We start from the raw sequence: 21,032 nt of genomic DNA on the forward strand, positions 1-21,032 counted from the left end.
CTTATATCATTCTAAATTGAGCGAAATAGTGATCTAAATAATCACTATTTCGCTTTAATTGTTATTCTAATCCAGTAAAGTCACTTGCATCATAATACTCTGAATCAATCAAGGCAGATTGAACATTGTCTTGATCAACAACAATGACCTCAGATTGAATAGCGGGAATGTCTTTCGCGCCGTTATCATACGATCCTGTCGTTTCAGGATTGGCGCCTTCTAAAAGCATAATCGCCATCACCATTGCATCTGTGACTAAGTTACGAACGTCTTTAAAGACAGTCATTGATTGTTTGCCATCAATAATATACTGAATCGAAGCCATTTCAGCATCTTGACCTGTAATCAAATAACTCGTTATATCACTATCTGCTGCAAATGTATCGGCAATTGAACGTGCAGTTCCATCATTCGGCGCTAAAATGAAGACATCACCCTTCATCTCATCACCTGCCGCTGTTAACTGAGTTTGTGCTTTATTAATTGCCTCATTTGGATCCCAGTTTGTTGTGACTTGGCCTAAGATACGACCTTGTTCATCACGTGTCAGTTCAGCTTTATCTGCTAATGCTTCCGCTTCACTCGAATTTGCCACTACAAAAGTGCCATCTGCAATTTTCGGTTGTAAAACGGACCAAGCACCTTCAAAGAATAAGAAAGCATTATTGTCAGAAGCTGCTCCTGCAAATAGATAAAGTGGAAGACCCTTTCCTTCTGCATGATCAATTAAATAATTTCCTTGTGCCTCGCCTACTGCAAAACTATCAAAAGTAACATAATAATCAACTGCTTCAGTATTTGTAATTAAACGGTCATAAGCAATAACTGTAATACCTTCATTTGCTGCAGCTTGAACTGCTGCACCTGCTGCGTCCCCATCATGAGGAGCAATAATTAATGTATCAATGCCACGACTAATTAATGTTTCAACATTTTGGAGCTCGTTTGCTGAAGAACCTTGACTAAATAAAATTTCAGTCGAATATTGATCCGAATAATCTGAGTTTTCCAGCGCATCCTTGAATCGCTGTTCATCTTGAACCCAGCGTGGCTCGTCTCGAGTTGGTAAAACAATTCCGATATTCACCTCTCCACCAGACTTATCTTCACTATCTGATTCAACTTCTGTAGCTGGATCTTGCACTGAATCGTCTGTCTCTCCACCCGTATCCTCTGTACATGCAACTAACATGAACACAGCTAAAATAGCAACTAACAGCAACAACCACTTTCTACTTTTAATCATTGTTTTTTCCCCTTTCAAGATTTGGTTTCCTTGCACCTTAAGTATATGAGCGACTAGCCATCGTTGTAAGCGCATTCAATAGGATTATTTTAGTATGACTAGTAATTTTTTAAATAAGGATAAAGCAAAACTTCAATCAGTGAGGGTTTCTACTGACAGTTGCATTGCAATCGAGAGATGGATCTTGTAGGAATCTGCATGCTGATAAGCACTAATCATCAGAGATCAGTCTCTGAATCGATGCGATTTACAACGAATAGGAGCTATTCGTCAGAAATCAGCCTCTGAGTCGGTGCGTTTTACAACGAATAAGAGCTATTCGTCAGAAATCAGGCTCTTAATCGGTATGATTTACAACGAATAGGGGCTATTCGTCAGAAACCAACCTCTGAATCTGTGTGATTTACAACGAATAGGAGCTACTCGTCAGAAATCAACCTCTAAATCAACCTGATCTCTAACGAATAGAGGCTAATCATCAGAGATCAACCTCTGAATCGATGCGATTTACAACGAATAAGAGCTTATCATCAGGTATCTCACTTAAAATACCTTTGATAAGCGACAAGTTGTAAGACATTACTCATAATGGTCCTTAGACATCTGAGAAGCACAAAGTTATCCAAAACTAATGGATTTTACAATTTTCTAAACAACAAAAAAGAGTTGAATCAAATCATCCGCTTGATTCAACTCTTTGTTTAAAACCGTCCCGATTTAAAGATCGAATAGATCAACCATAAAAACATAAATGCAGCGACGAATGAACCAATTTCAATTGCTGGAATTGACCAGAGTACTGTTGATTCACCGACAAGTGCTGTACCAATAATCAAGCCCACCATAATAATGCTAAAAGCAAGCATCACGATCGCAAACGACAACTGGTTACTAATTCGATCAAGCTTTTTCAAAATTTTATCTAAATCAGGTGTCGTAATTTCAAACCGCACACGCCCATTTTTCACAACCGACGATACTTTTTTAACCTGATCAGGAAAACCAGAAAAAAGTTCAATATAATCGGTAATTTGACCGATCGTCTCACGCAAAATCCGCTTCGGTCGATAACGCTCGCGAATTAACTGCTTACCAAATGGTTTGGCTACCTCAATAATGCTCAAATCAGGATCAAGCTGCTCAATCGTCCCCTCCAGTGTCAACAACGTTTTTGCCAACGTCGTATAATCAGGAGATAATGAAATTTGATGCTTTTGAACGACATGAAACAACTCACGAATCGCATCCGCCAAGCTAATCTCACTTAATGCAACCCGATAATATTTATCCATCAACAAATCAACATCATCCTGAAGTGCCGATCGATCAACCGTTTCAGGTGTATCACCCATCTTTAATAAATATTCAACCATCCCGGCCGTGTCTTCCTGAATCATATGAATCAACATCATCCCAAAATTCTCTTTCATCGTTGCCGTTAACCGACCGACCATACCAAAATCAAGTAAGACAATTTGATTGTCCTCACGAACGAGGACATTGCCTGGGTGCGGATCCGCATGGAAAAAGCCATCAATCAACACCTGTTGAAAAGTCATTCGCGCTAAATGATCGGCAATTTGTTTCGGCTCAAACCGGGCAGACATGCCTTCAATAATCTCACTCAGCTTGACACCTTCAACATACTCCATCACCAACACTTTTGATGTCGTATACTGATCAAAAATCTCTGGAACTTTGACGAGCTCATCAGCTGAAAACTGCTTCCGAATCCGCTTCGAATTCCGCGCCTCAACAACGTAATCCAACTCCTGTGAAATCATCGAGGCAAACTCATCAACAACTTCACGCGCCCGGTACTGCGCAGCCCATTCAATCCGCAACTCCGCAAGTGACGCCAACTCCTTCAAAATCTCAAAATCCGTCGCAATCTTACTCGCAATATTCGGTCGTTGAACCTTGATCGCCACCTGCTCCCCCGACTTCAACACGCCGAGATGCACCTGCCCAATCGAAGCAGCCGCCAGCGGTTCATGATCAATTTTTGCAAAAACCTCACCAACTGGAACACCAAGTTCAGCCTCAATAATTGCCTTCGCCTCTTGAAATGGAAATGGAGGGGCGTGTGTCTGCAACTTCTCAAGCTCATCAATTATATCATCTGTCAACAAATCCGGACGCGTACTCGCCATTTGGCCAACTTTAATAAACGTCGGGCCAAGCTCCTCTAAAATCAATCGAATTCGCTCACCCAACGTCTTCTCTTCCACATTCGCTTTTCGCTCCTGATACTTCCGCTTCGGAATGATGTGCAAATCATTTAACCCAAGCTGCTCAAGCAAAAAGCCTAACCCATTTCTAGAAAAAGCAACGATAATGTCCTTATACCGTTGCAAATGACGAAAGCGTTTTTCAATCAAAGCAAGTCCTCCCTCATCGGTTGGAGAATTTTTCACTAAAAATTAGTCAGAAAAACTTATTCCTCACGATTCAGTTGTTGCTCTAACCCATCGATGCGTGCTTCTAAGCGAGCAATATCATCTTGAGTGGCGAAGTTTAAGTCTGTTAAGATACTTCGCTGGACGGACTCGCCCTTCGTTTGGTATGTCTTCATAACTTCCTTCGCTTCATCACGTGTCATTTCACCTTTTTTAACTAGCTCATCAATCACTTGCTCTGCCTTTTCAAACCCAGCCGCAGCCAAACCTAAACCAAGCGCAACACCTTTTTTGAACGTACTCATCACTTTTGATCAGCTCCTTAAATTTTTAAAAACTCCTTCATCTTAATTATATTCCCACTCTACACAAAACTAAACAATTAAAGTGGCGAAAGTTCCCAATCAATTGGATCACGACCTGCCCCTTGTAAAAATTCGTTCGCCTGTGAAAACGGCTTACTGCCAAAAAAGCCACGATACGCCGATAACGGGCTCGGATGTGCCGACTTAATCAGAAAATGCTTCTCCGTATCGATCAAACGCGCCTTCTTCTGCGCCGCCGCTCCCCAAAGAAAATAAACAACCGGATCAGGCTTCTCATTTAGACACTCAATCACCCGCTCCGTGAAAAGCTCCCAACCAACACCCTGATGCGAATGTGCCTCACCCGCACGCACCGTTAAGACATTATTCAACAACAGCACACCTTGCTCAGCCCACTTAATCAAATTGCCATGATCCGGAGTCGTCACACCTAAATCATCCGCCAACTCTTTGTAAATATTACGCAATGAAGGCGGAATCTTCACCCCCGGTTGCACCGAAAAACTCAACCCATGCGCCTGATTCGGTCCATGATACGGATCCTGACCCAAAATCACAACCTTCACATCGGCAAACGACGTGTAATTCAACGCATTAAAAACATCCGCCTGAGCCGGATAAATCACCTTTTCTGCATACTCTTTCGTTAAAAACTCACCTAACCGAACAAAATAAGGCTGTTCGAATTCAGCGGCTAAAATTGGCTCCCAATCATTTGTCAGCAATTGTTTCATGTTTTGAATCACATCCTCTCGATAGTAAATGAGAACCGGTAGCTGCCAGTTCTCCGCCTGTTTGCGTGCGATCGCACGCAAATCAGGAATTTCGCACGCATCCACTGTGCGATCGCACGCAATTTGATTTTTTCGCACGCATCCACTGTGCGTTCGCACGCAAACGAAAATTTTCGCACACATCCACTGTTTAATCAATCAAATATCCGTGACCACTTTTTGTTTCCATAATTCAGATTGTTCAATTTGACTTGCGAGCGCAATCAGCTGATCCTCGCACCCTTTGCCAGCGACAAATTGAACACCCATCGGCAAGCCTTCCCTCGTTATAAACGTTGGCACACTCATTGCCGGTTGACCCGTTAAGTTCGCTAGTTGCGTAAACGGTGTATAAGTTAAGCTCGGTAAAAACATATCATAGACAAGTTTTTGTTGCTCAGCTTGTCGTAAATGATCCACCTTTAACAATTGCTCATGCATTTCCGCACTCGGCAACAACTCACCAATTTTCGGAGCTGGATGCGCATTTGTCGGCGTTAAATACAGATCATATTCACGATGAAACTCAGCCATTTGAGCAGCCGCAAAATCCCAACCGGCCAAACTTTCACTATAGGCAGCAGCCGAAACATTTTTGCCAGCCTCATTCAACACCCATGTGATGATTTCAATATCATCCGGCGTCAGATCACGACCTAAGCTACGGCTCAACTGGGTCACAACTTGATTCATTTCACCACTATTCATCATATAATAAGCCTTCATTAACTCGACCCCATTGACGGGTGCCTCTTGTTCAATAACCTCATGCCCTTGTCGCTCGAGCCACTCAACCATTTTCGCAACAGACTGCTTTGCTGCATCACTCACCGACGTCCGAACAGGGGATGCAGTCGTATAAGCGACCCGCAATTTTTTCGTCGGAGAATTTTTCGTTAAATCAAAATAACTGCCATCAATATAACGGTGTCTGATATGCCGCTTCAGGCTGAATAACTTGAAGGGCGTCAAGTAATGCGGCGCTATCGCGAACCGAACGGCTAAGCACAAAATCAATCGATGCCCCTTGCCAATTCCGCCACGCACTCGGACCAACCGGCGTCCGGCCACGCGTCGGCTTCAGTCCAAACAGCCCAGAAAAACCGGCCGGAATTCGAATCGAACCACCACCATCACTCGCACCTGCGACAGGGACAACACCGCTTGCCACAAGTGCAGCTGCACCACCACTTGAACCACCTGGTGAATGCTTCAGATTCCACGGATTCCGAGTCGGGCCATAAACTTCAGCTTCAGTAATATTTTTCAGACCGAATTCAGGCGTTGTCGTATGACCGAGCATAATAAAACCGGCTTCCTTCAGACGGGCAACGAAATTCGAATCTCGAGTTGCAACGTGATTCGTCAACAGCTTTGATCCCGAACTCAAAACCTCCCCCTCAAGTGCTTGGGAAATATCTTTTAAAAATAGTGGTACACCGAAAAATGGTTGCCCACGATCTATTAATTGATCAATCTCTTGATATGCACGCTCTCGTCTTGTCCGTGCAATCGCATTTAATTTAGGATTCACTTCTTCCAGTCTATTAAACGCAAGGTCAGCCAACTCACGCGGCGAAACCTCTTTTTTTCTAACCAATTCAGCCAATCCAACCGCGTCCATCGATTGATATGTCTTCAAATCCATCACAATTGCCTCCTTGATTGCTTTTTAACAGTATAGCAGAAAGCTAGAAGTTAAAAAAACATTTTAAACACAATCTACCAAAAAAAGCACCCAATCGAAGGTGCTTTGATTCATTATGATTTCACTTTCTTAAAAGGAAAGTCAGCCTCTGCCACGTCCGACTCCTCAAAACCGCTCACTTCAACAAAAACATGCGTCAGATCAGACTCCAACCTCACACTGACAGCTAACAATTGATCCGCGATCGTTTTAACAAAAACTCTCCGCTCACTTTTATCAGGAAACCTTTTGTCTTTGACCGTCTCTAGATAATCCCCGATCGCTATCTGACGCATTGCCTGCATTAATAGCTCAGTTGCATCCTGATTCGAAAATAAAACTGATAACGCATTTTGATCTAAATCCTCTGCATCAACTTCCTGATCTTGCTCCTCTTCATTTTGAATAAATAATTCCAGCGCTTCATTTTCAAGCGTTTCACGAAGCTGATCGATAAAATGTTTAACGACAAACTTTTGTTCAATTCGATGATTATAATTTTTACTCATAGTCGACACAACACCTCCTCAAACCACAATAATATTTAAAAATCCCATTTTTAAAATGCGCTACCAATTAAAAATGAGATTGATCAAATCATTTAAAATATTAAGTTAATGTTAGGCAGAGTATAATGTCCCGCTATTGTATTATAACATAATTTCTTCCTTTTATCAAATGAAGGCACTATATATAGTATCAAGGTGAATTTTATCGGAAAATAATCAATATATCGTATGAAGTTGTCACAGATAATAATAGTTTACGCTCGAATGAGCATAAGACATGAAAAAAAATAATCTACTTTGGCTATGACTATTTTAATCATCATAATAATAGTACTGCTCAGGAGCTTTACCTTTCTCTGCACTAATATACGGTTTAATAGGTTTAGTTTCGCCTTCTTCAATGCCCATAACTGTCACGTTAAAAGTCCATTCATCACCATAATCATATAAATACATAAACTGCTGTCCCACGTGCATACCAACAGAGCCAATCATTACTTCAGTTGCAATCGATTGACTGGAGTAATCCAGCGGTGACACAATACTATCTTCAGACCATTTTTGCCCATCCATAAAAAAGGAATACAGGTGATCATCATCAAACTGATAAGCTTTAATGATGATATGATGAAGATCATCCATCGTGTTATCTCCTGATAAGACAACTGTTCGCCAAGTCGATTGATTTAAAGATACCTTAAACGTATGACGTCCACTCACAAATTTACGCTCCATTCTAGGAAGTGTTGTTTTTACACCACCACTTGGAAACAGCTTAATCAAAGCAACATTAAACAGAGACTGCTCTTTTTCAACTGCTTCTTCATTATGAAGTGGCGCACCTGGAATTGGGTTGATCTCCCCAAACATTCGACGTCGCAACGGGATATTCCACTTGTATAAATCTCTCTGTTCCAACAAGATAGATAGCACTTTTACCGCAAATGTAGTTAGTTTGATCTTTTCAGCAAAAAAGACTAACTTTTTACCATATAGTTCCACCCTTTGGTAATCCTTTTTACAAACCCATAAACCGAACCACTCAAAATATAAGATAAAATTACTCCACTTTTCAAGAAGGTTGAACAGTAACGAATCATTCGCAATTTCTAACATATCTTCATTGCATTCAACCGATATTTTTTCTAACATCTCTGGAAAGACAAAATCGATCGAACTGTAAACATGATCTGAAAGAATAGACCAATCTAAATCGACCCAAAATGTCTCTAATAGAAAACAGTATTTCTCGGCTTCCGAAAGTTTTTGATAAAGAGACCATCTATCAGTTAAGGTTAAGTGATTCCTAGTTAATTCTTTTTTAATCAGGTGTGCACTAGTTGCAAGTTGATAGAAAAAGTGAATGTATGGGTAATACTCCTGCTGAGAATAGTTTGTTGTATCCTTTGCTTGTACCGATAATTGCTGATTGATAAAAGGCAAATGTTTGCTTGAAAGATAGCCTCTTTTTTTCGTAATCTGAATTGGATGGCTTTGAATATAGCTCATAAATTTATCAAAATCCCTAACCAATTCAATTGGGAACGTTTTCTTATTTGATCCAAATGTAAATGATTGTTGCTTATTATTTTCAGATTGACCCGTTCCAAATGCTTCTGGAGCATCAAATAAATCATCTAGGGACAATTGTCGCTCAGTTCCATAATTTTTTTCATCCATTTGTGTCACACCCTTGTCATTATCTTTTATAAAAGCAATAATATAATAAACGTTGCGATTCGTAAAGTGCGTAATTGATCGATCTTTCAACAATGCAAGAAACAAACTCAGAAGGGATCATTGCACGTGAGGCATTGTTTCTAGCAGATGAAGGAGAAACGGACGATCATTTATTGGATTGGCAACAAGAAGAAGCCGAGCTTGCCTATCAAATCGTTAAAAATAGTGATCAATTTATCCAACCTCCCTTCGCTATGAAATTAACAAATACCAGATGATGGAGACACTTTGTTACAATCAATCGAACACTAAAATACAAACAAATTACAATCGATTTTTGCGAACAAAACCAAATCGACTACATTGAATAGGAGAATGAAAGGCTTGTTAGTAACATCATTATAATATTCAATGAAACTGCTGACTATATATAGTGTGGTAGAGAAACTCATCGATTACTTATCAATATATTGTATGAAATGCTCAGAGACCACAAGAGGCTATGCTCAAATATTTGATTTGTGCTAAAATAAGCGTAAACATATTAAAAACTAGTAGTATACGTAAGCCAATACTCTCTCATGGCTCTTTATCATATACTTTATATCTCATAAACATTAAATTTAACCTTTTAACTGCGCTCATGATTCGGTTCGTTTGATTTTTTGCCGCTACTGGATTTAATAATTGAAAAGCAATATATTCGTATATATTACGTAAATCCTTTTCTACTTCAACAGTATAAACAACTTCTTAACGACTCATTATTCATAACCCTGTTCTATTTTTTCAGCAACTCGATCCGCTGTGGAAAATCGACCTTCAGTCAAATCTTTAAACCCTTTTTCAATTTCTAAGTTAAACTGTTGCTGATCAAGTTTCTCAATCCGTAATAGCTTATTTTCTGTAAGCTTTACATCAAATGGAATGCCCTGCTGATAAATCACTTGTCTTAAAAATAATCCCACCGCATTCGACATTGGAATACCAAGTTGTCCTAATACTTCCTCAGCTTGTCGCTTCACTTCTGGCTCAATCCGTACCGTGATATTAGACGTCCTTGACATGATTAACATCCCCTAAATAACATCATACACAATTGTATGTCAATTCGAAATACAATGATATGCTTTTCGTTCTACGAATATTGCTTTTCATCATTTAATTTCATCCTCTTCCTTGTTATTATTCTCAATAGAAGTAATAATAGAATTAACTCAACTTTCGCAGATGAAAATAAGCAAATAACCCTTGATGCATTAGGAAAGACGCATTGTTCATTATCCATATTGACTTTTACTTATACACATGGAAAATTTAATCGCAGATCGATATTTTGAGCATTTATTCGTTCCGAAAAGCAACTGGTTCGCTTTTCGCGGGGATGGCTTCAGCTAACTTTTGTAGCAAAGTACGCTACAAAAGTGGATCTTCAGCTCATCCTCGGAAATAAAGACTGATTTCCTTCGTGCGATGTATCGCTGACGAAGCTTTTCCTTGTCCTATTCCCGCAGAAGTCTCACCAGTTGCTTATCTCCACTCTGATTAGCTCTCCTTACTTTTAAAATAAGTTTATCTCGTCAGAAAATAAAAAGTAAGTAGACTGGATCGATTTTGATAGGACACAAATCATAATCAAAACACGAATCTTGACGAATAAGTTATCAGAGCGATACGTAAGTAAGAAAGCCAGACTAAGTGATTGGAACGGCAGGCGGCGACTCCTTGAAAATAAAGGGCGATTTTCTACGTGCGATGCATCGCTGTCGAAGCCTTCCTTGTCCAGCGGGAAAAGATCGAGTCCGAAAATCCTTATTGCGACACGGTAGTGGAGCAATAAAAGTTGAGGCCGATTAAAGGAAGGCCGGCTAAAACCGTCACGTCCTGTGACAACGCCTGCATGACCTACATCCTGTAGGCCTGAAAGCGTCCGCCTAGAGTGGAAATCACGCGTCTAGCACCAACAAAATGATTCGTGTTTTGTCCACAATTAAGTCGTTAAGTCAAGTACTATACTTAAAAGCAATGCCAACCTTAATAAATCTAATGACAGACTAAAGATTTTGCTGCGAAAGTTGAGGAATTAAGAAATAAACAGGAGGGTAAAAATTGAATCTCAATAATTTTGAAGAATATATTGGTGACCTGATTGTCTATCGTGGCGAGCATTATTATCTAAATAAATATGTCAAACAAATTAATCAAACAAAAAATGGTGATTACAAAGCAACAGTCAGCGGCTCAAAAAAATACACCGTTAAAGTGAAACTTGATCAAGCAAACAACATCATTGCTTCAGCCTGTACTTGCCCTTATGACTTTGGTGACATTTGCAAGCATGAAGTCGCCGTTTTCTTTGAATTACGTGACCAAAACACAATCGAATCCGTAGAAGAACCTGAACTAAAAGATTTATTACAAAAACTCCCCAAACAAAAATTAATTGATTTTTTAATTGATCAGACTAATAAAAATCCAGAATTAGAGCTAGAATTACGATTAAACTTTGGACCAAAAGAAGATGAAATTTTTGCATCAAGAGCGCTAATTAAGGAATATATCGAATCAGCAACAGATAACGGATTTGTCTCATATAATGACGCCTGGGACGCTGTCTATGGCGCTGAACTTGTGCTCGAAAAAATGCTGAACTACCTTGACAGCGATGAAACCAAAACCATTATCCTCCTCGGCGAAATGATTTTAGCAGAAATGACCGATCTGATTGGCTATTGTGATGATTCAGGTGGGGCAATCGGTGGTGTGATTGATCAAGCAATCGAAAATATGGCTTACGCAACAGCTCAAACGACCGCCCATCTTTCCACTAAAGAAAAACTAGAGATTGTTCAACTACTGGTGAAAGCTTCCCAACATGAAAGATATCAAGGCTGGAGCGACTGGCAATTAGCACTACTCAAAATTTGCTTGCCACTTTGCGATGTAGCAGACTGCCGAACTTTATTAGAAAACGAGCTTGAAAAACTTTCGAATGAAGCTAAGCCTAACAGATATCTACTTAAAGAAATCAAGCTCCTCCAAGCTGAGCTAATTAAAAAATACGATTCAGATGAGCAGACCCAGAGATTTTTAGCAGAAAACATTGCGATTCCAGAAATTAGAGAACAGATTATTTTACAACACTTTGAACAAAAAGATTATCAACAAGCATTGGAGTTGTGTGTGGATGGTGAGAAGTTAGACCATGATTACGCCGGTCTAGTTTCTAGATGGAAAAACTACCGCTATCAAGCATATGAACAGTTAAACGATCTCGAAAATCAGAAATCGTTAGGGATGTCACTCTTATTAGCAGGCGACTATGATTATTTTGGCAAACTAAAAAAATTGCACGAAAAAGATCAGTGGCCTGCCGTGCTCGACTATATAACTGAAAATATCGATCAAACGGGATACCGAAATCACGTCTACTTACAAATCTTAAAAGCAGAAAATCTGACAGACAAGCTGTTAACATTCTGTAAAAATAACCCGTCTATGGTTAGCGAACTCTATCCCGATCTGATGACGGAATACCCTGAACAAGTGAAGGAAATATTTATTCACTCCATTCGTTCAATTGCAGAGCATTCTTCAAATCGCAAAGAATACCGTGGCGTTTGTAAGATCATTAGAACATTTAACAAAGCCACCGACCATGAAAACACTGCGAAAATCATTAAAGAACTTGAACAGCGCTATCACAGAAAACCGGCTTTTTTAGATGAATTGAGTAAGATTCGGATTAGCTAATTATTAATGATCAGCAAAAAGAACTGGCCAGGGCCAGTTCTTTCTATTTTAATCGATCGATTACGATTAAATTTTACTTAAATAATTCCTGTACTTTATGATAACTGTCAATTGTCCCGATATCGTGGCGCATGCCTTCGAACAGGTAGGCGTAAACTATTCGCTGGTTAATTAACCACGGTACGAAATTTCCTGGTGCATCTGGATTGTGACTTTCAAGCAAGTACTGCTTAATTAATGGTAGTGTTTTTCTCTGGTAAATATAAAATGGTGGGACAGCATAATTTGATTTCGGTTGGTTTGGTTTTTCTTCAAACAACATGACGCGATTGTCTTCACTTAGAAAAACGACGCCTGTTTGTTTTAAATCTTCGATATCATCTAGTTCGTGTGCTGTGATGCAATCCGCGTTCATTTGTTGATAAAATTCAACGAACTCGGTCAACTCAAATTCAAATAGATTATCGCCTGCTAGTACCATAATGTCCTCATCAATTTTTTCTGTTTCAATTACGTACTGCATATCAGCGATCGCACCTAATCGATTGTCATTTGTTGTTGTTTGGTCATTAATGACTACAATCGGCTTGTCGCCTTGATAATTTTCAGCCCATTCAGTAAAAGCTGGGGTGAATTTTTCGTTTGTAACGATGAAGACTTCGTTGATCTCGGTTACTTTTTCGACTTTCTCCATAATGTGATTCAGGATTGTTTTGCCACCAACTTCTAGGAGTGGTTTGGCTTTGTTTTTTGTGATTGGATAAAGACGGGTGGCATAACCCGCCGCTAAAATAATGACTTTCATTTGCTTCACCTCAGTATGTATTTTCGATTCGCGCGCCGTCACTTGTTTGGCAGAAATACACTTTATAAATATCTTGATAGTCGGGGTGTGCTACAGGATATGTTGCATCAATTTTTGCTTTAATCTCTGCTTTATATGCTGGGTCAATCAAGCCGACACAGCAACCGCGATAACCTGCACCACTAAAGCGTGCACCGTAGACACCTGTTGTTTCTTTAAGAATATTGTAGATTGTGATCAATTCAGGGCAACCTGATTCATATTGGTGGATCGAGCTTGCACCAGATTCGAACATCAGTTGACCGAATGTCTCGAGGTCTCCATTGCGCCAAGCATCGATTCCGGCATGAACACGCTGTTGTTCGGTATAATAATGGTCGGCTCTTTTCTGAAATTTGCCAGGAACTTGATCACGATATTTTTGATAGAGTGCTTCTGGAATATCACGGAGCTTAACGTCTTCTAGAGCCTGACGCTTTTTGCCAGCTAATTCTTCAATAATCCAGCCGGCAACTTTACATTCATCGACGCGATTATTGTCATCCGTTCCGATCAATGCTTTTGTGACACCTGAGTAGACGACGAGCACTTCAAAATCAGGCATCTGCGTAGATTTTTCGACAAGGTGATGCTCACTCGTTTGACAATCCATCACGAGCAACTGATTATCTTCACTCAAAATATTAGCTGATTGATCTAAAATGCCATTCTTGAGTCCGATAAATTCTGTTTCAACCCAGTGGCTGTAAAAAACAAATTCACGTTTTGGAATCTCTAGGTGATTAACCTCTGCAAGTGCCATCAAATATGCCGTCGTTACCGCAGCCGATGAACTCAAGCCGCCGATCGGAAGCTTGCCACTAATGACTGCCTGGAAGCCTTTCCGGATTCGATGATCCCGCTTCAACGACAACACCGCACCACGCAAATAATTTCCCCAAAAACTAGGAAGCATATCTGGTACAGAATCAATATGGAAATACTCGACATCTAGGAAATCCATACTCCGCACCCGAATATAACCATCATCCGTCGGTGCAAAAACCATCTCGACATTTGAATCAAGCGCCATCCCAGTTACCACACCATCCTGATGATCAACGTGTGCACCTAAAGGGCAGATTCGAAGCGGTTACTTCACCTGCTTCGTTTTTGCTCACCATACAACTCTATGAACTTATTTAATAGATTCTCCATGAAATTATGACCTCATTTGCTAGATTTCTAGTTGATCTTTTTTATTATAACAAATTGTCGTTCGTGATTGTGAAATTACTGTCGATTTTGCTTTTGACGAACTTAATACTTAGGTCTATAATATCAAGAATGATGATAAGAAGGAGTAATCAGATGAAGCGCAAATTAATGAAATCATTTTTTTATAGTTTATTGATTTTGGTGTTAGGAATTGCTGTTGGATGTGAGGAAGCTGATCATACCACAATTGAAGAAGAACCCGAAATTGAGGAAATCGATGAGGATATACTAGACGAAGATATTGAACCGATTCTTGATGATGAACAGGAGGATTCAGTTGCTGAAGAAGTCACTACAACTGAAGAAACTGAGACGTCAAGTCCAGAAGCTGACGATGATGATGACGATGACGATGTGCCGAGCGAATACAGAGCCGCCCTAAACTCTGCCGAGATTTATGCTGACGTCATGCATATGTCTAAAATCGGTATCTATGAACAACTCACATCAGAATATGGTGATCAGTTCCCTGAAGATGTTGCCCAATATGCGATCGACAACCTCGAAGCAGACTGGAATGAAAATGCACTCAAATCAGCGGAAGCCTATGTCGACCACATGAACATGTCAAAAGCAGGCGTCTATGACCAATTAGTTTCAGACTACGGCGACCAGTTTACCGAGCAAGAAGCACAATATGCCGTCGATCAAATCGAAACAGACTGGAACAAAAACGCACTCAAATCAGCCGAAACATACTCCGACATCATGCACATGTCGAAAGCCAACATCTACGACCAACTGATCTCAGACTACGGCGACCAATTTACCGAGCAAGAAGCACAATACGCGATCGACAACATCAAAGCAGACTGGAACGAAAACGCCCTAAAATCAGCCAAAGTCTACCAAGAAATGATGAACATGTCCAACGACGCGATCAAAGACCAACTGACCTCAGAATATGGCGACCAATTCACCGAACAAGAAGCACAATACGCAATTGATCACTTAGATTAATATGTTTTTTTCGTGAAAAATTCACCTGAGTTTTACCCAGAAAAAAGCCAGACCTTGAGCACTCGATTGAATGGCGATCGCTCAGGTCTGGCCTTATTTTGCTTAAAATAGTTATGCTTGATCGCTGAAAAGAACGCCACCAACCGCATACTCGGATTTTTCCATATCCTCCAAAAAGACAACGACCTTTTCACGAGAAGCTCCAGTCGTTTCAACAACTGCATCGGTTACTTTTTCAACGCAAGCACGCTTTTGTTCATCAGTGCGGCCTGCTAACATTTTTATTGTCACATATGGCATTACGATTTACTCCTTTTTTTCCGTTAATGATAGTTACAATTCAGGTCACAGAGCTTAATTCCCCCACACCTCTTTAGCAATCTTAACAATATGTTCAAGCTTGTTCCACTGATCATCCTCAGTCAAAATATTCCCATGATGCGTCGAAGCAAAACCACACTGTGGACTCAAACACAGTTGATCTAACGGCACATACTTCGCCGCTTCATTGATCCGCGCTTTGATTAACTCAGGATCCTCAAGTTCACCGTTTTTTGACGTCACTAAACCAAGCACCACTTTCGCCCCACCGTTTGGAATATGAGCTAACGGTTCAAAATCACCAGACCGCTCATCATCATACTCCAAGAAAAAGCCATCAACCTTTTCCTTAGCAAATACAGTCGGCGCAATCAGCTGATAACTCCCCGAAAATGCATACGTCGACTGGTAATTGCCACGACAAATATGTGTCGTCACTTGTAAATCTTCAGGCTTATCAACCAGAATCTCATTAATTACTCGAACAGCTAATTCAATTAAATAATCACGCTTGTAAGGTCCACTATCAAAATCAATCTCTGGCGAAGTAAGCACGGCTAAATAAACATCGTCAATTTGTAAATAGCGAACACCTGCATCGTAAAAAGCTTGAATCGCATCCCGGTACGCCTGAATAATATCTTTCGCATAAGATTCATAGTCTGGATAAATTTCATTATTAATAATATCAACATGGAACAGTTGATTCGGACTTGGAATCGTTTGTTTAGCAACCGCCCGACCATCAACAATCTGATTCAACACCTTAAAATCATCAATAAACGGATGATCCGGATTAAACGAAATTTTTCCTATATTACGAACATCATAAGGCTCCGTTTCAACACCCTCAAAAAAATAACCATGATCAGGAACATACCCCTCAAAACCATTCAAATTTTCCAGAAAATCAATATGCCACCAATCCCGACGAAACTCACCATCCGTCACAACATCCAACCCAACCTCAATCTGCTTATCAACAACCCGCTTCACTTCCTCAAGCTCAACCTGCTTCAACTCAGCCAACTCAATTTTCCCCGCCTGATAATCCCGCCGAGCCTTTTTTAACCGCTCAGGCCGCAACAAACTCCCAACATGATCCGCATGAAATGGCGCTTTAACCGTCACAACTAATCCCTACCTTCTTAATTTTTAATTGATTAATAAAAAACTCTCCCCACAAATATAAAAAAGACCTTCTAAGAAGAAAGTCTTTACCTGTAAAGAGACATCCTTCTTATCTTCAAGGCACACGCCTATCTGGAATTAGCACCGTTCCTTTTAAAAAGGTGGTTGCTGAGACATCACAGGGCCAATCCCTCCGCCTCTCTCGATAAGAAATATTTATGATAAAATTTTAACTAACCTTAACCTGCGCAGGTTAAATTATTATTATCTTATGCCACTCACGTGAAAATAGCAAGCCTTTTTAAAAAAATTCAGAAAATAGACACTAATAATTCCTCCACCTACTCAATCCCAATATGTCCAACCACCTAACCGTTACCTGTTTATAGACTTCACACGAGTGAGGACACGATTAGCACCTATTCGTTAGAGATCAACCAGATTCAAAGACGGATTTCTGACGATTAGCTCCTATTCGTTAGAAATCAACCAGATTCAAAAACGGATTTCTGACGATTAGCTCCTATTCGTTAGAAATCAACCAGATTCAAAGACGGATTTCTGACGATTAGCTCCTATTCGTTAGAAATCAACCAGTTTCAAAGACGGATTTCTGACGATTAGCTCCTATTCGTTAGAAATCAACCTGATTCAAAGACGGATTTCTGACGATTAACCCCTATTCGTTAGAGATCAACCAAATTCAAAGACGGATTTCTGACGATTAGCTCCTATTCGTTAGAGATCAACCAGATTCAAAGACGGATTTCTGACGATTAGCTCCTATTCATTAGAGATCAACCAGATTCAAAGACGGATTTCTGACGATTAGCACCTATTCATTAGAGATCAACCAGATTCAAAAGCGGATATCTAACGATTAACTCCAAATCTCCAAACTGACAACCACCACAGCCTTACCAAATAAAAAAAGCACCCCATCACACTACCGACAAGGTGCCCTAACTCTTCAAATTAATCTCGACTAAATAAATCCCGCGTATAAACTTTATCCTTCACATCTTTAAGCTCATCAGTCAGTCGATTCGCAACAATCACATCTGCAACCTGCTTAAACTCATCAAGATCCTTCACCACACGCGAATTATAAAAATCATCTTCCTCTAGGACAGGCTCATAAACAACAACCTCGACACCTTTGCCCTTAATCCGCTTCATCACACCCTGAATCGCCGACGCTCTAAAATTATCCGAACCCGTCTTCATCGTCAAACGGTAAATTCCAACAACTTTCGGATTACTTGCTAACACACTATCCGCAATATGATCCTTCCGCGTACTATTTGAATCCACAATCGCCCGAATAATATTGTTCGGCACATCCTCGTAATTTGCCAGCAACTGCTTCGTATCCTTCGGCAAGCAATACCCACCATAACCAAACGACGGATTATTATAATGCGAACCAATCCGCGGATCTAGACCAACACCCTCAATAATCTGCTTCGTATTTAACCCACGCACTTCCGCATAAGTATCCAACTCATTAAAGAACGCCACACGTAAACCAAGATACGTATTCGCAAACAACTTAATCGCTTCCGCCTCAGTCGAATCGGTAAACAACACATCAATATCTTCTTTCTCCGCCCCCTCAACAAGCAGATCAGCAAACCGACGCGCACGCTCTGAATCCTCACCCAAAATAATCCGCGATGGATAAAGATTATCATAAAGCGCCTGCCCCTCACGCAAAAACTCAGGAGAGAAAATAATATTATCAACACCATACTTCTCGCGAATCTCCAACGTATACCCAACAGGAACCGTCGACTTAATAATCATCGTCGCCCCCGGATTAATCTCAAGGACGTCCTCAATCACTGCTTCAACCGAACTCGTATCAAAAAAATGCTTCTCCTCATCGTAATTCGTCGGCGTCGAAATCACAACATACTCCGCACCCCGATACGCCTCTTCCGGACTCAACGTCGCCGTCAAATCCAACTCCTTCTCCGCAAAAAAACGCTCAATCTCAGCATCACCAATCGGAGAAACCCGCTGATTAATCAACTCAACCTTCTCCGCAATCACATCAAGCGCAAACACCTGATGATTCTGCGCAAGCAAAACCGCATTCGACAAACCAACATAACCCGTCCCCGCAACTGCAATTTTCATATGTACACCTTCACTTTCTTATTTTTTGTGTGAAAAATTCACCCAACAAACGTTGATGAACATTCAGTAACACTACAAAATGGTAGCCTATCTTTAGCTAATGAACTATATTTTAACATATTCACATTGTTAAGACTAGCACAACTAATCCTACTTATAAGTCTATGAAACATTAAATCAATTCACCATTTTCATAGATACTTTACCAATTGCCCCTGCTACAAAACCATGCTATATTATAGCTAGAACCTTCAACCAGACCCCACATCATAACCTACAAGGATGTGATCCAATGGCAACCACGCCACTACTCATCAAAGAAAAATCCCAAGAATCGACCCACACAAAACATGATCAACTGTACAAAGAGTTAATCGGCACTTTTTTTGAAGAATTTCTCGAAGTCTTTTTCCCGGACGTTCACAAGGAAATTGACTTTCGAAAAATCAAACCATTATCCGAAGAAGTCTATACGAATATGTTAGATGGTGATACAAGAAGGCTCGATCTTGTGATTGAAACAAAGCTAAAAAATTCCGACGTTGTGATTATTGTGCATATCGAACCTCAAAGCTATCGACAACCCGACTTTAATAAACGCATGTACCATTATTTTAGTATGCTGTTCAACAAGTACAAAAAACCAATTATTCCAATTGCCGTTTTCAATCTTGACCAACAACCAGAGGAAAGCCAGTATACAATAGATTTCGACTTTTTCCACGTACTCACATTTAATTATTTAACTTTACACCTACGAAAACAAAACTGGCGTGACTATATTCACTCAGACAATCCAATTGCTGCGGCATTACTAAGTGAGATGGGATATAAGGATGAAGAACGAATCGAAGTTAAAAAGGAATTTTTACGAATGATTACCCGAATGCAACTAAACCCCGCCAAACAAAAATGACTATACGGATTTTTTGAATCTTATTTAAAGCTAACAGCTGAAGAGGAGGAACAATTAATGAACGAAGTAGACAAATTGCCAGAAGCAGACAAGATTTTCGAACTGACCGTTTCATACGAAGAGAAAGGGAAAGAAATCGGGAAATAGATTGGGAAAGAAATCGGCAAACAAGAAGTGGCGATTGAAATGCTCAAAAAAGAACTGGATCTGAATCTAATTGCAGAAGTTACACACCTAGATATTGAGGAACTTAAGAAATTAAAGCAAGAACTGACATAGACACAATAAAAAAAGGGGTTATTTAAAAAAGTCGATTGCTAATCTGGCTGATTAATTCAATTACCTTCTCTTAAACTAACAACTAAATTATCATACTCATTAGCAACTATTGGTCTTCGTATCTAATATTTATTTAAATAAGAATTAAGGAGAATTTTTATGGAAGAATTTAATATTTTATCGGAAGCTGAGATGGTTTTACAATTGCCAATATCTTATGAAGAGAAAGGGAAAAAGATCGGAAAAAAGATTGGCAAAGATATTGGTATAGAAATTGGAATGGAAATAGGAAAAGCTATTGGTATAGAAATTGGTTTTGAACAAGGAAAGGTTACGGAGAGAAAGATTGTAACAAAGGAAATTGTAATTGCAATGTTAAATAGAGAAATTGATTTAGATATTATATCTGAAGTCACTCATCTAGATATTGAAGTCATAAAAAAAATAACGAATAAATAAAGGATGACTTTAGAATTAAGAAGATTTGTAGACTGAAATAACTACATTAAATTATAGAACAAATAGAAAGGAATGACTTTCTTATGAATGAGCCCAATAAATTGCTAGAAGATGAGAAGATAATTGAAATAGCAATTTATTATGAAGAGAAAGGAAAAGAAATAGGCGAAGAAATTGGCTATAGAAAAGTTGCTCTTAACATGTTGAAAAAAAATATTGATTTAAACTTTATTGCTGAAGTTACAAACCTAGAGATTCACGATGTTAAAAAATTACAAAAACATTGCATCTGAATTAGCCCGAATTAATCATATTACAGGTCGTCATCTGAAAATACTTCGCGTTCCGCGGGGGATGGCCGCAGCTAACTTTTTAAGCGAGTGCAAACA

General features: G+C 39.7%; 18 protein-coding genes, 2 pseudogenes and 1 riboswitch. Of the genes and pseudogenes, 6 read left to right on the plus strand and 14 right to left on the minus strand.

Going from position 1 to position 21,032, the window contains the following annotated elements:
• Positions 1-61 precede the first annotated feature (61 nt).
• From ABD814_RS01290 to ABD814_RS01320, 7 genes and pseudogenes are all read right to left on the minus strand, one after another.
• Positions 62-1,246 (minus strand): sugar ABC transporter substrate-binding protein, encoded by a 1,185-nt coding sequence (locus ABD814_RS01290; protein ID WP_344909623.1) that lies wholly within the window; start codon positions 1,244-1,246, stop codon positions 62-64.
• A gap of 701 nt (positions 1,247-1,947) precedes the next feature.
• On the minus strand, positions 1,948-3,627 hold the full coding sequence (locus ABD814_RS01295) for an ABC1 kinase family protein (protein ID WP_344909624.1): 1,680 nt from the start codon (positions 3,625-3,627) through the stop codon (positions 1,948-1,950).
• A gap of 56 nt (positions 3,628-3,683) precedes the next feature.
• On the minus strand, positions 3,684-3,950 hold the full coding sequence (locus tag ABD814_RS01300) for a phasin family protein (RefSeq protein ID WP_344909625.1): 267 nt from the start codon (positions 3,948-3,950) through the stop codon (positions 3,684-3,686).
• Positions 3,951-4,027: 77 nt separating this feature from the next.
• Positions 4,028-4,705: a uracil-DNA glycosylase gene (locus ABD814_RS01305; RefSeq protein WP_344909657.1), complete on the minus strand. Its 678-nt coding sequence runs from the start codon at positions 4,703-4,705 to the stop codon at positions 4,028-4,030.
• A gap of 198 nt (positions 4,706-4,903) precedes the next feature.
• Positions 4,904-6,392: pseudogene (locus ABD814_RS01310) on the minus strand (amidase).
• 113 nt (positions 6,393-6,505) lie between these two features.
• Positions 6,506-6,940, minus strand: a complete 435-nt coding sequence (locus ABD814_RS01315; protein WP_344909626.1) for a hypothetical protein — start codon at positions 6,938-6,940, stop codon at positions 6,506-6,508.
• A gap of 312 nt (positions 6,941-7,252) precedes the next feature.
• Complete coding sequence (locus tag ABD814_RS01320; protein ID WP_344909627.1) at positions 7,253-8,620, minus strand: plasmid pRiA4b ORF-3 family protein; 1,368 nt, start codon at positions 8,618-8,620, stop codon at positions 7,253-7,255.
• A gap of 92 nt (positions 8,621-8,712) precedes the next feature.
• Here ABD814_RS01320 and ABD814_RS01325 point away from each other — a divergent pair, with 92 nt between their 5' ends.
• Positions 8,713-8,898 (plus strand): hypothetical protein, encoded by a 186-nt coding sequence (locus ABD814_RS01325; RefSeq protein ID WP_344909628.1) that lies wholly within the window; start codon positions 8,713-8,715, stop codon positions 8,896-8,898.
• 301 nt (positions 8,899-9,199) lie between these two features.
• Here the strand turns inward: ABD814_RS01325 and ABD814_RS13285 are convergent.
• Both ABD814_RS13285 and ABD814_RS01330 read right to left on the minus strand, forming a co-directional pair.
• Positions 9,200-9,358, minus strand: a pseudogene (locus ABD814_RS13285) (type II toxin-antitoxin system RelE/ParE family toxin); the annotation flags it as partial.
• Between the two features lie 26 nt (positions 9,359-9,384).
• Complete coding sequence (locus ABD814_RS01330) at positions 9,385-9,687, minus strand: type II toxin-antitoxin system RelB/DinJ family antitoxin (protein WP_344909629.1); 303 nt, start codon at positions 9,685-9,687, stop codon at positions 9,385-9,387.
• Positions 9,688-10,729: 1,042 nt separating this feature from the next.
• Between ABD814_RS01330 and ABD814_RS01335 the strand changes: the two genes are divergently transcribed.
• Positions 10,730-12,373 carry an SWIM zinc finger family protein gene (locus tag ABD814_RS01335; RefSeq protein ID WP_344909631.1) on the plus strand — a complete coding sequence of 548 codons (1,644 nt, stop codon included), beginning with the start codon at positions 10,730-10,732 and terminating at the stop codon, positions 12,371-12,373.
• Between the two features lie 73 nt (positions 12,374-12,446).
• Here ABD814_RS01335 and ABD814_RS01340 read toward each other — a convergent pair whose 3' ends face one another.
• Both ABD814_RS01340 and ABD814_RS01345 read right to left on the minus strand, forming a co-directional pair.
• Entirely contained in the window at positions 12,447-13,178 is a 732-nt protein-coding gene (locus tag ABD814_RS01340) for a nucleotidyltransferase family protein (RefSeq protein ID WP_344909632.1), read from the minus strand.
• A gap of 10 nt (positions 13,179-13,188) precedes the next feature.
• Positions 13,189-14,262 carry a GHMP family kinase ATP-binding protein gene (locus ABD814_RS01345; RefSeq protein ID WP_344909633.1) on the minus strand — a complete coding sequence of 358 codons (1,074 nt, stop codon included), beginning with the start codon at positions 14,260-14,262 and terminating at the stop codon, positions 13,189-13,191.
• Between the two features lie 266 nt (positions 14,263-14,528).
• Between ABD814_RS01345 and ABD814_RS01350 the strand changes: the two genes are divergently transcribed.
• Positions 14,529-15,395: an Ltp family lipoprotein gene (locus ABD814_RS01350; RefSeq protein ID WP_344909634.1), complete on the plus strand. Its 867-nt coding sequence runs from the start codon at positions 14,529-14,531 to the stop codon at positions 15,393-15,395.
• A gap of 111 nt (positions 15,396-15,506) precedes the next feature.
• Here ABD814_RS01350 and ABD814_RS01355 read toward each other — a convergent pair whose 3' ends face one another.
• From ABD814_RS01355 to ABD814_RS01365, 3 genes are all read right to left on the minus strand, one after another.
• Positions 15,507-15,695, minus strand: a complete 189-nt coding sequence (locus tag ABD814_RS01355; protein WP_344909635.1) for a 2-hydroxymuconate tautomerase — start codon at positions 15,693-15,695, stop codon at positions 15,507-15,509.
• Between the two features lie 54 nt (positions 15,696-15,749).
• Entirely contained in the window at positions 15,750-16,847 is a 1,098-nt protein-coding gene (locus ABD814_RS01360; protein ID WP_344909637.1) for a 5-methyltetrahydropteroyltriglutamate--homocysteine S-methyltransferase, read from the minus strand.
• 106 nt (positions 16,848-16,953) lie between these two features.
• Positions 16,954-17,059, minus strand: a riboswitch (SAM riboswitch).
• A 763-nt stretch (positions 17,060-17,822) separates the two neighbouring features.
• Positions 17,823-18,989 (minus strand): nucleotide sugar dehydrogenase, encoded by a 1,167-nt coding sequence (locus ABD814_RS01365; protein WP_344909638.1) that lies wholly within the window; start codon positions 18,987-18,989, stop codon positions 17,823-17,825.
• 292 nt (positions 18,990-19,281) lie between these two features.
• Here ABD814_RS01365 and ABD814_RS01370 point away from each other — a divergent pair, with 292 nt between their 5' ends.
• From ABD814_RS01370 to ABD814_RS01380, 3 genes are all read left to right on the plus strand, one after another.
• A complete protein-coding gene (locus ABD814_RS01370) occupies positions 19,282-19,905 on the plus strand; it encodes an RpnC/YadD family protein (protein WP_344909639.1) in 624 nt (207 codons plus the stop codon).
• Positions 19,906-20,343: 438 nt separating this feature from the next.
• Positions 20,344-20,643, plus strand: coding sequence for a hypothetical protein (locus tag ABD814_RS01375; RefSeq protein WP_344909641.1), 300 nt, complete (start codon positions 20,344-20,346; stop codon positions 20,641-20,643).
• Positions 20,644-20,744: 101 nt separating this feature from the next.
• Positions 20,745-20,936: a hypothetical protein gene (locus ABD814_RS01380; protein ID WP_344909642.1), complete on the plus strand. Its 192-nt coding sequence runs from the start codon at positions 20,745-20,747 to the stop codon at positions 20,934-20,936.
• The last annotated feature ends 96 nt before the right edge of the window (positions 20,937-21,032 follow it).

Source organism: Amphibacillus indicireducens (assembly GCF_039539605.1).
GTDB classification, from domain to species: Bacteria; Bacillota; Bacilli; order Bacillales; family Amphibacillaceae; genus Amphibacillus; species Amphibacillus indicireducens.

What these genes read in the sequence shown, in the direction of transcription:
- ABD814_RS01290 (WP_344909623.1), bottom strand. Translation starts at nt 1,246, where the DNA reads ATGATTAAAAGTAGAAAGTGGTTGTTGCTGTTAGTTGCTATTTTAGCT.
- ABD814_RS01300 (WP_344909625.1), bottom strand. Translation starts at nt 3,950, where the DNA reads ATGAGTACGTTCAAAAAAGGTGTTGCGCTTGGTTTAGGTTTGGCTGCG.
- ABD814_RS01305 (WP_344909657.1), bottom strand. Translation starts at nt 4,705, where the DNA reads ATGAAACAATTGCTGACAAATGATTGGGAGCCAATTTTAGCCGCTGAA.
- ABD814_RS01315 (WP_344909626.1), bottom strand. Translation starts at nt 6,940, where the DNA reads ATGAGTAAAAATTATAATCATCGAATTGAACAAAAGTTTGTCGTTAAA.
- ABD814_RS01320 (WP_344909627.1), bottom strand. Translation starts at nt 8,620, where the DNA reads ATGGATGAAAAAAATTATGGAACTGAGCGACAATTGTCCCTAGATGAT.
- ABD814_RS01325 (WP_344909628.1), top strand. Translation starts at nt 8,713, where the DNA reads ATGCAAGAAACAAACTCAGAAGGGATCATTGCACGTGAGGCATTGTTT.
- ABD814_RS01330 (WP_344909629.1), bottom strand. Translation starts at nt 9,687, where the DNA reads ATGTCAAGGACGTCTAATATCACGGTACGGATTGAGCCAGAAGTGAAG.
- ABD814_RS01340 (WP_344909632.1), bottom strand. Translation starts at nt 13,178, where the DNA reads ATGAAAGTCATTATTTTAGCGGCGGGTTATGCCACCCGTCTTTATCCA.
- ABD814_RS01350 (WP_344909634.1), top strand. Translation starts at nt 14,529, where the DNA reads ATGAAGCGCAAATTAATGAAATCATTTTTTTATAGTTTATTGATTTTG.
- ABD814_RS01355 (WP_344909635.1), bottom strand. Translation starts at nt 15,695, where the DNA reads ATGCCATATGTGACAATAAAAATGTTAGCAGGCCGCACTGATGAACAA.
- ABD814_RS01365 (WP_344909638.1), bottom strand. Translation starts at nt 18,989, where the DNA reads ATGAAAATTGCAGTTGCGGGGACGGGTTATGTTGGTTTGTCGAATGCG.
- ABD814_RS01370 (WP_344909639.1), top strand. Translation starts at nt 19,282, where the DNA reads ATGGCAACCACGCCACTACTCATCAAAGAAAAATCCCAAGAATCGACC.
- ABD814_RS01375 (WP_344909641.1), top strand. Translation starts at nt 20,344, where the DNA reads ATGGAAGAATTTAATATTTTATCGGAAGCTGAGATGGTTTTACAATTG.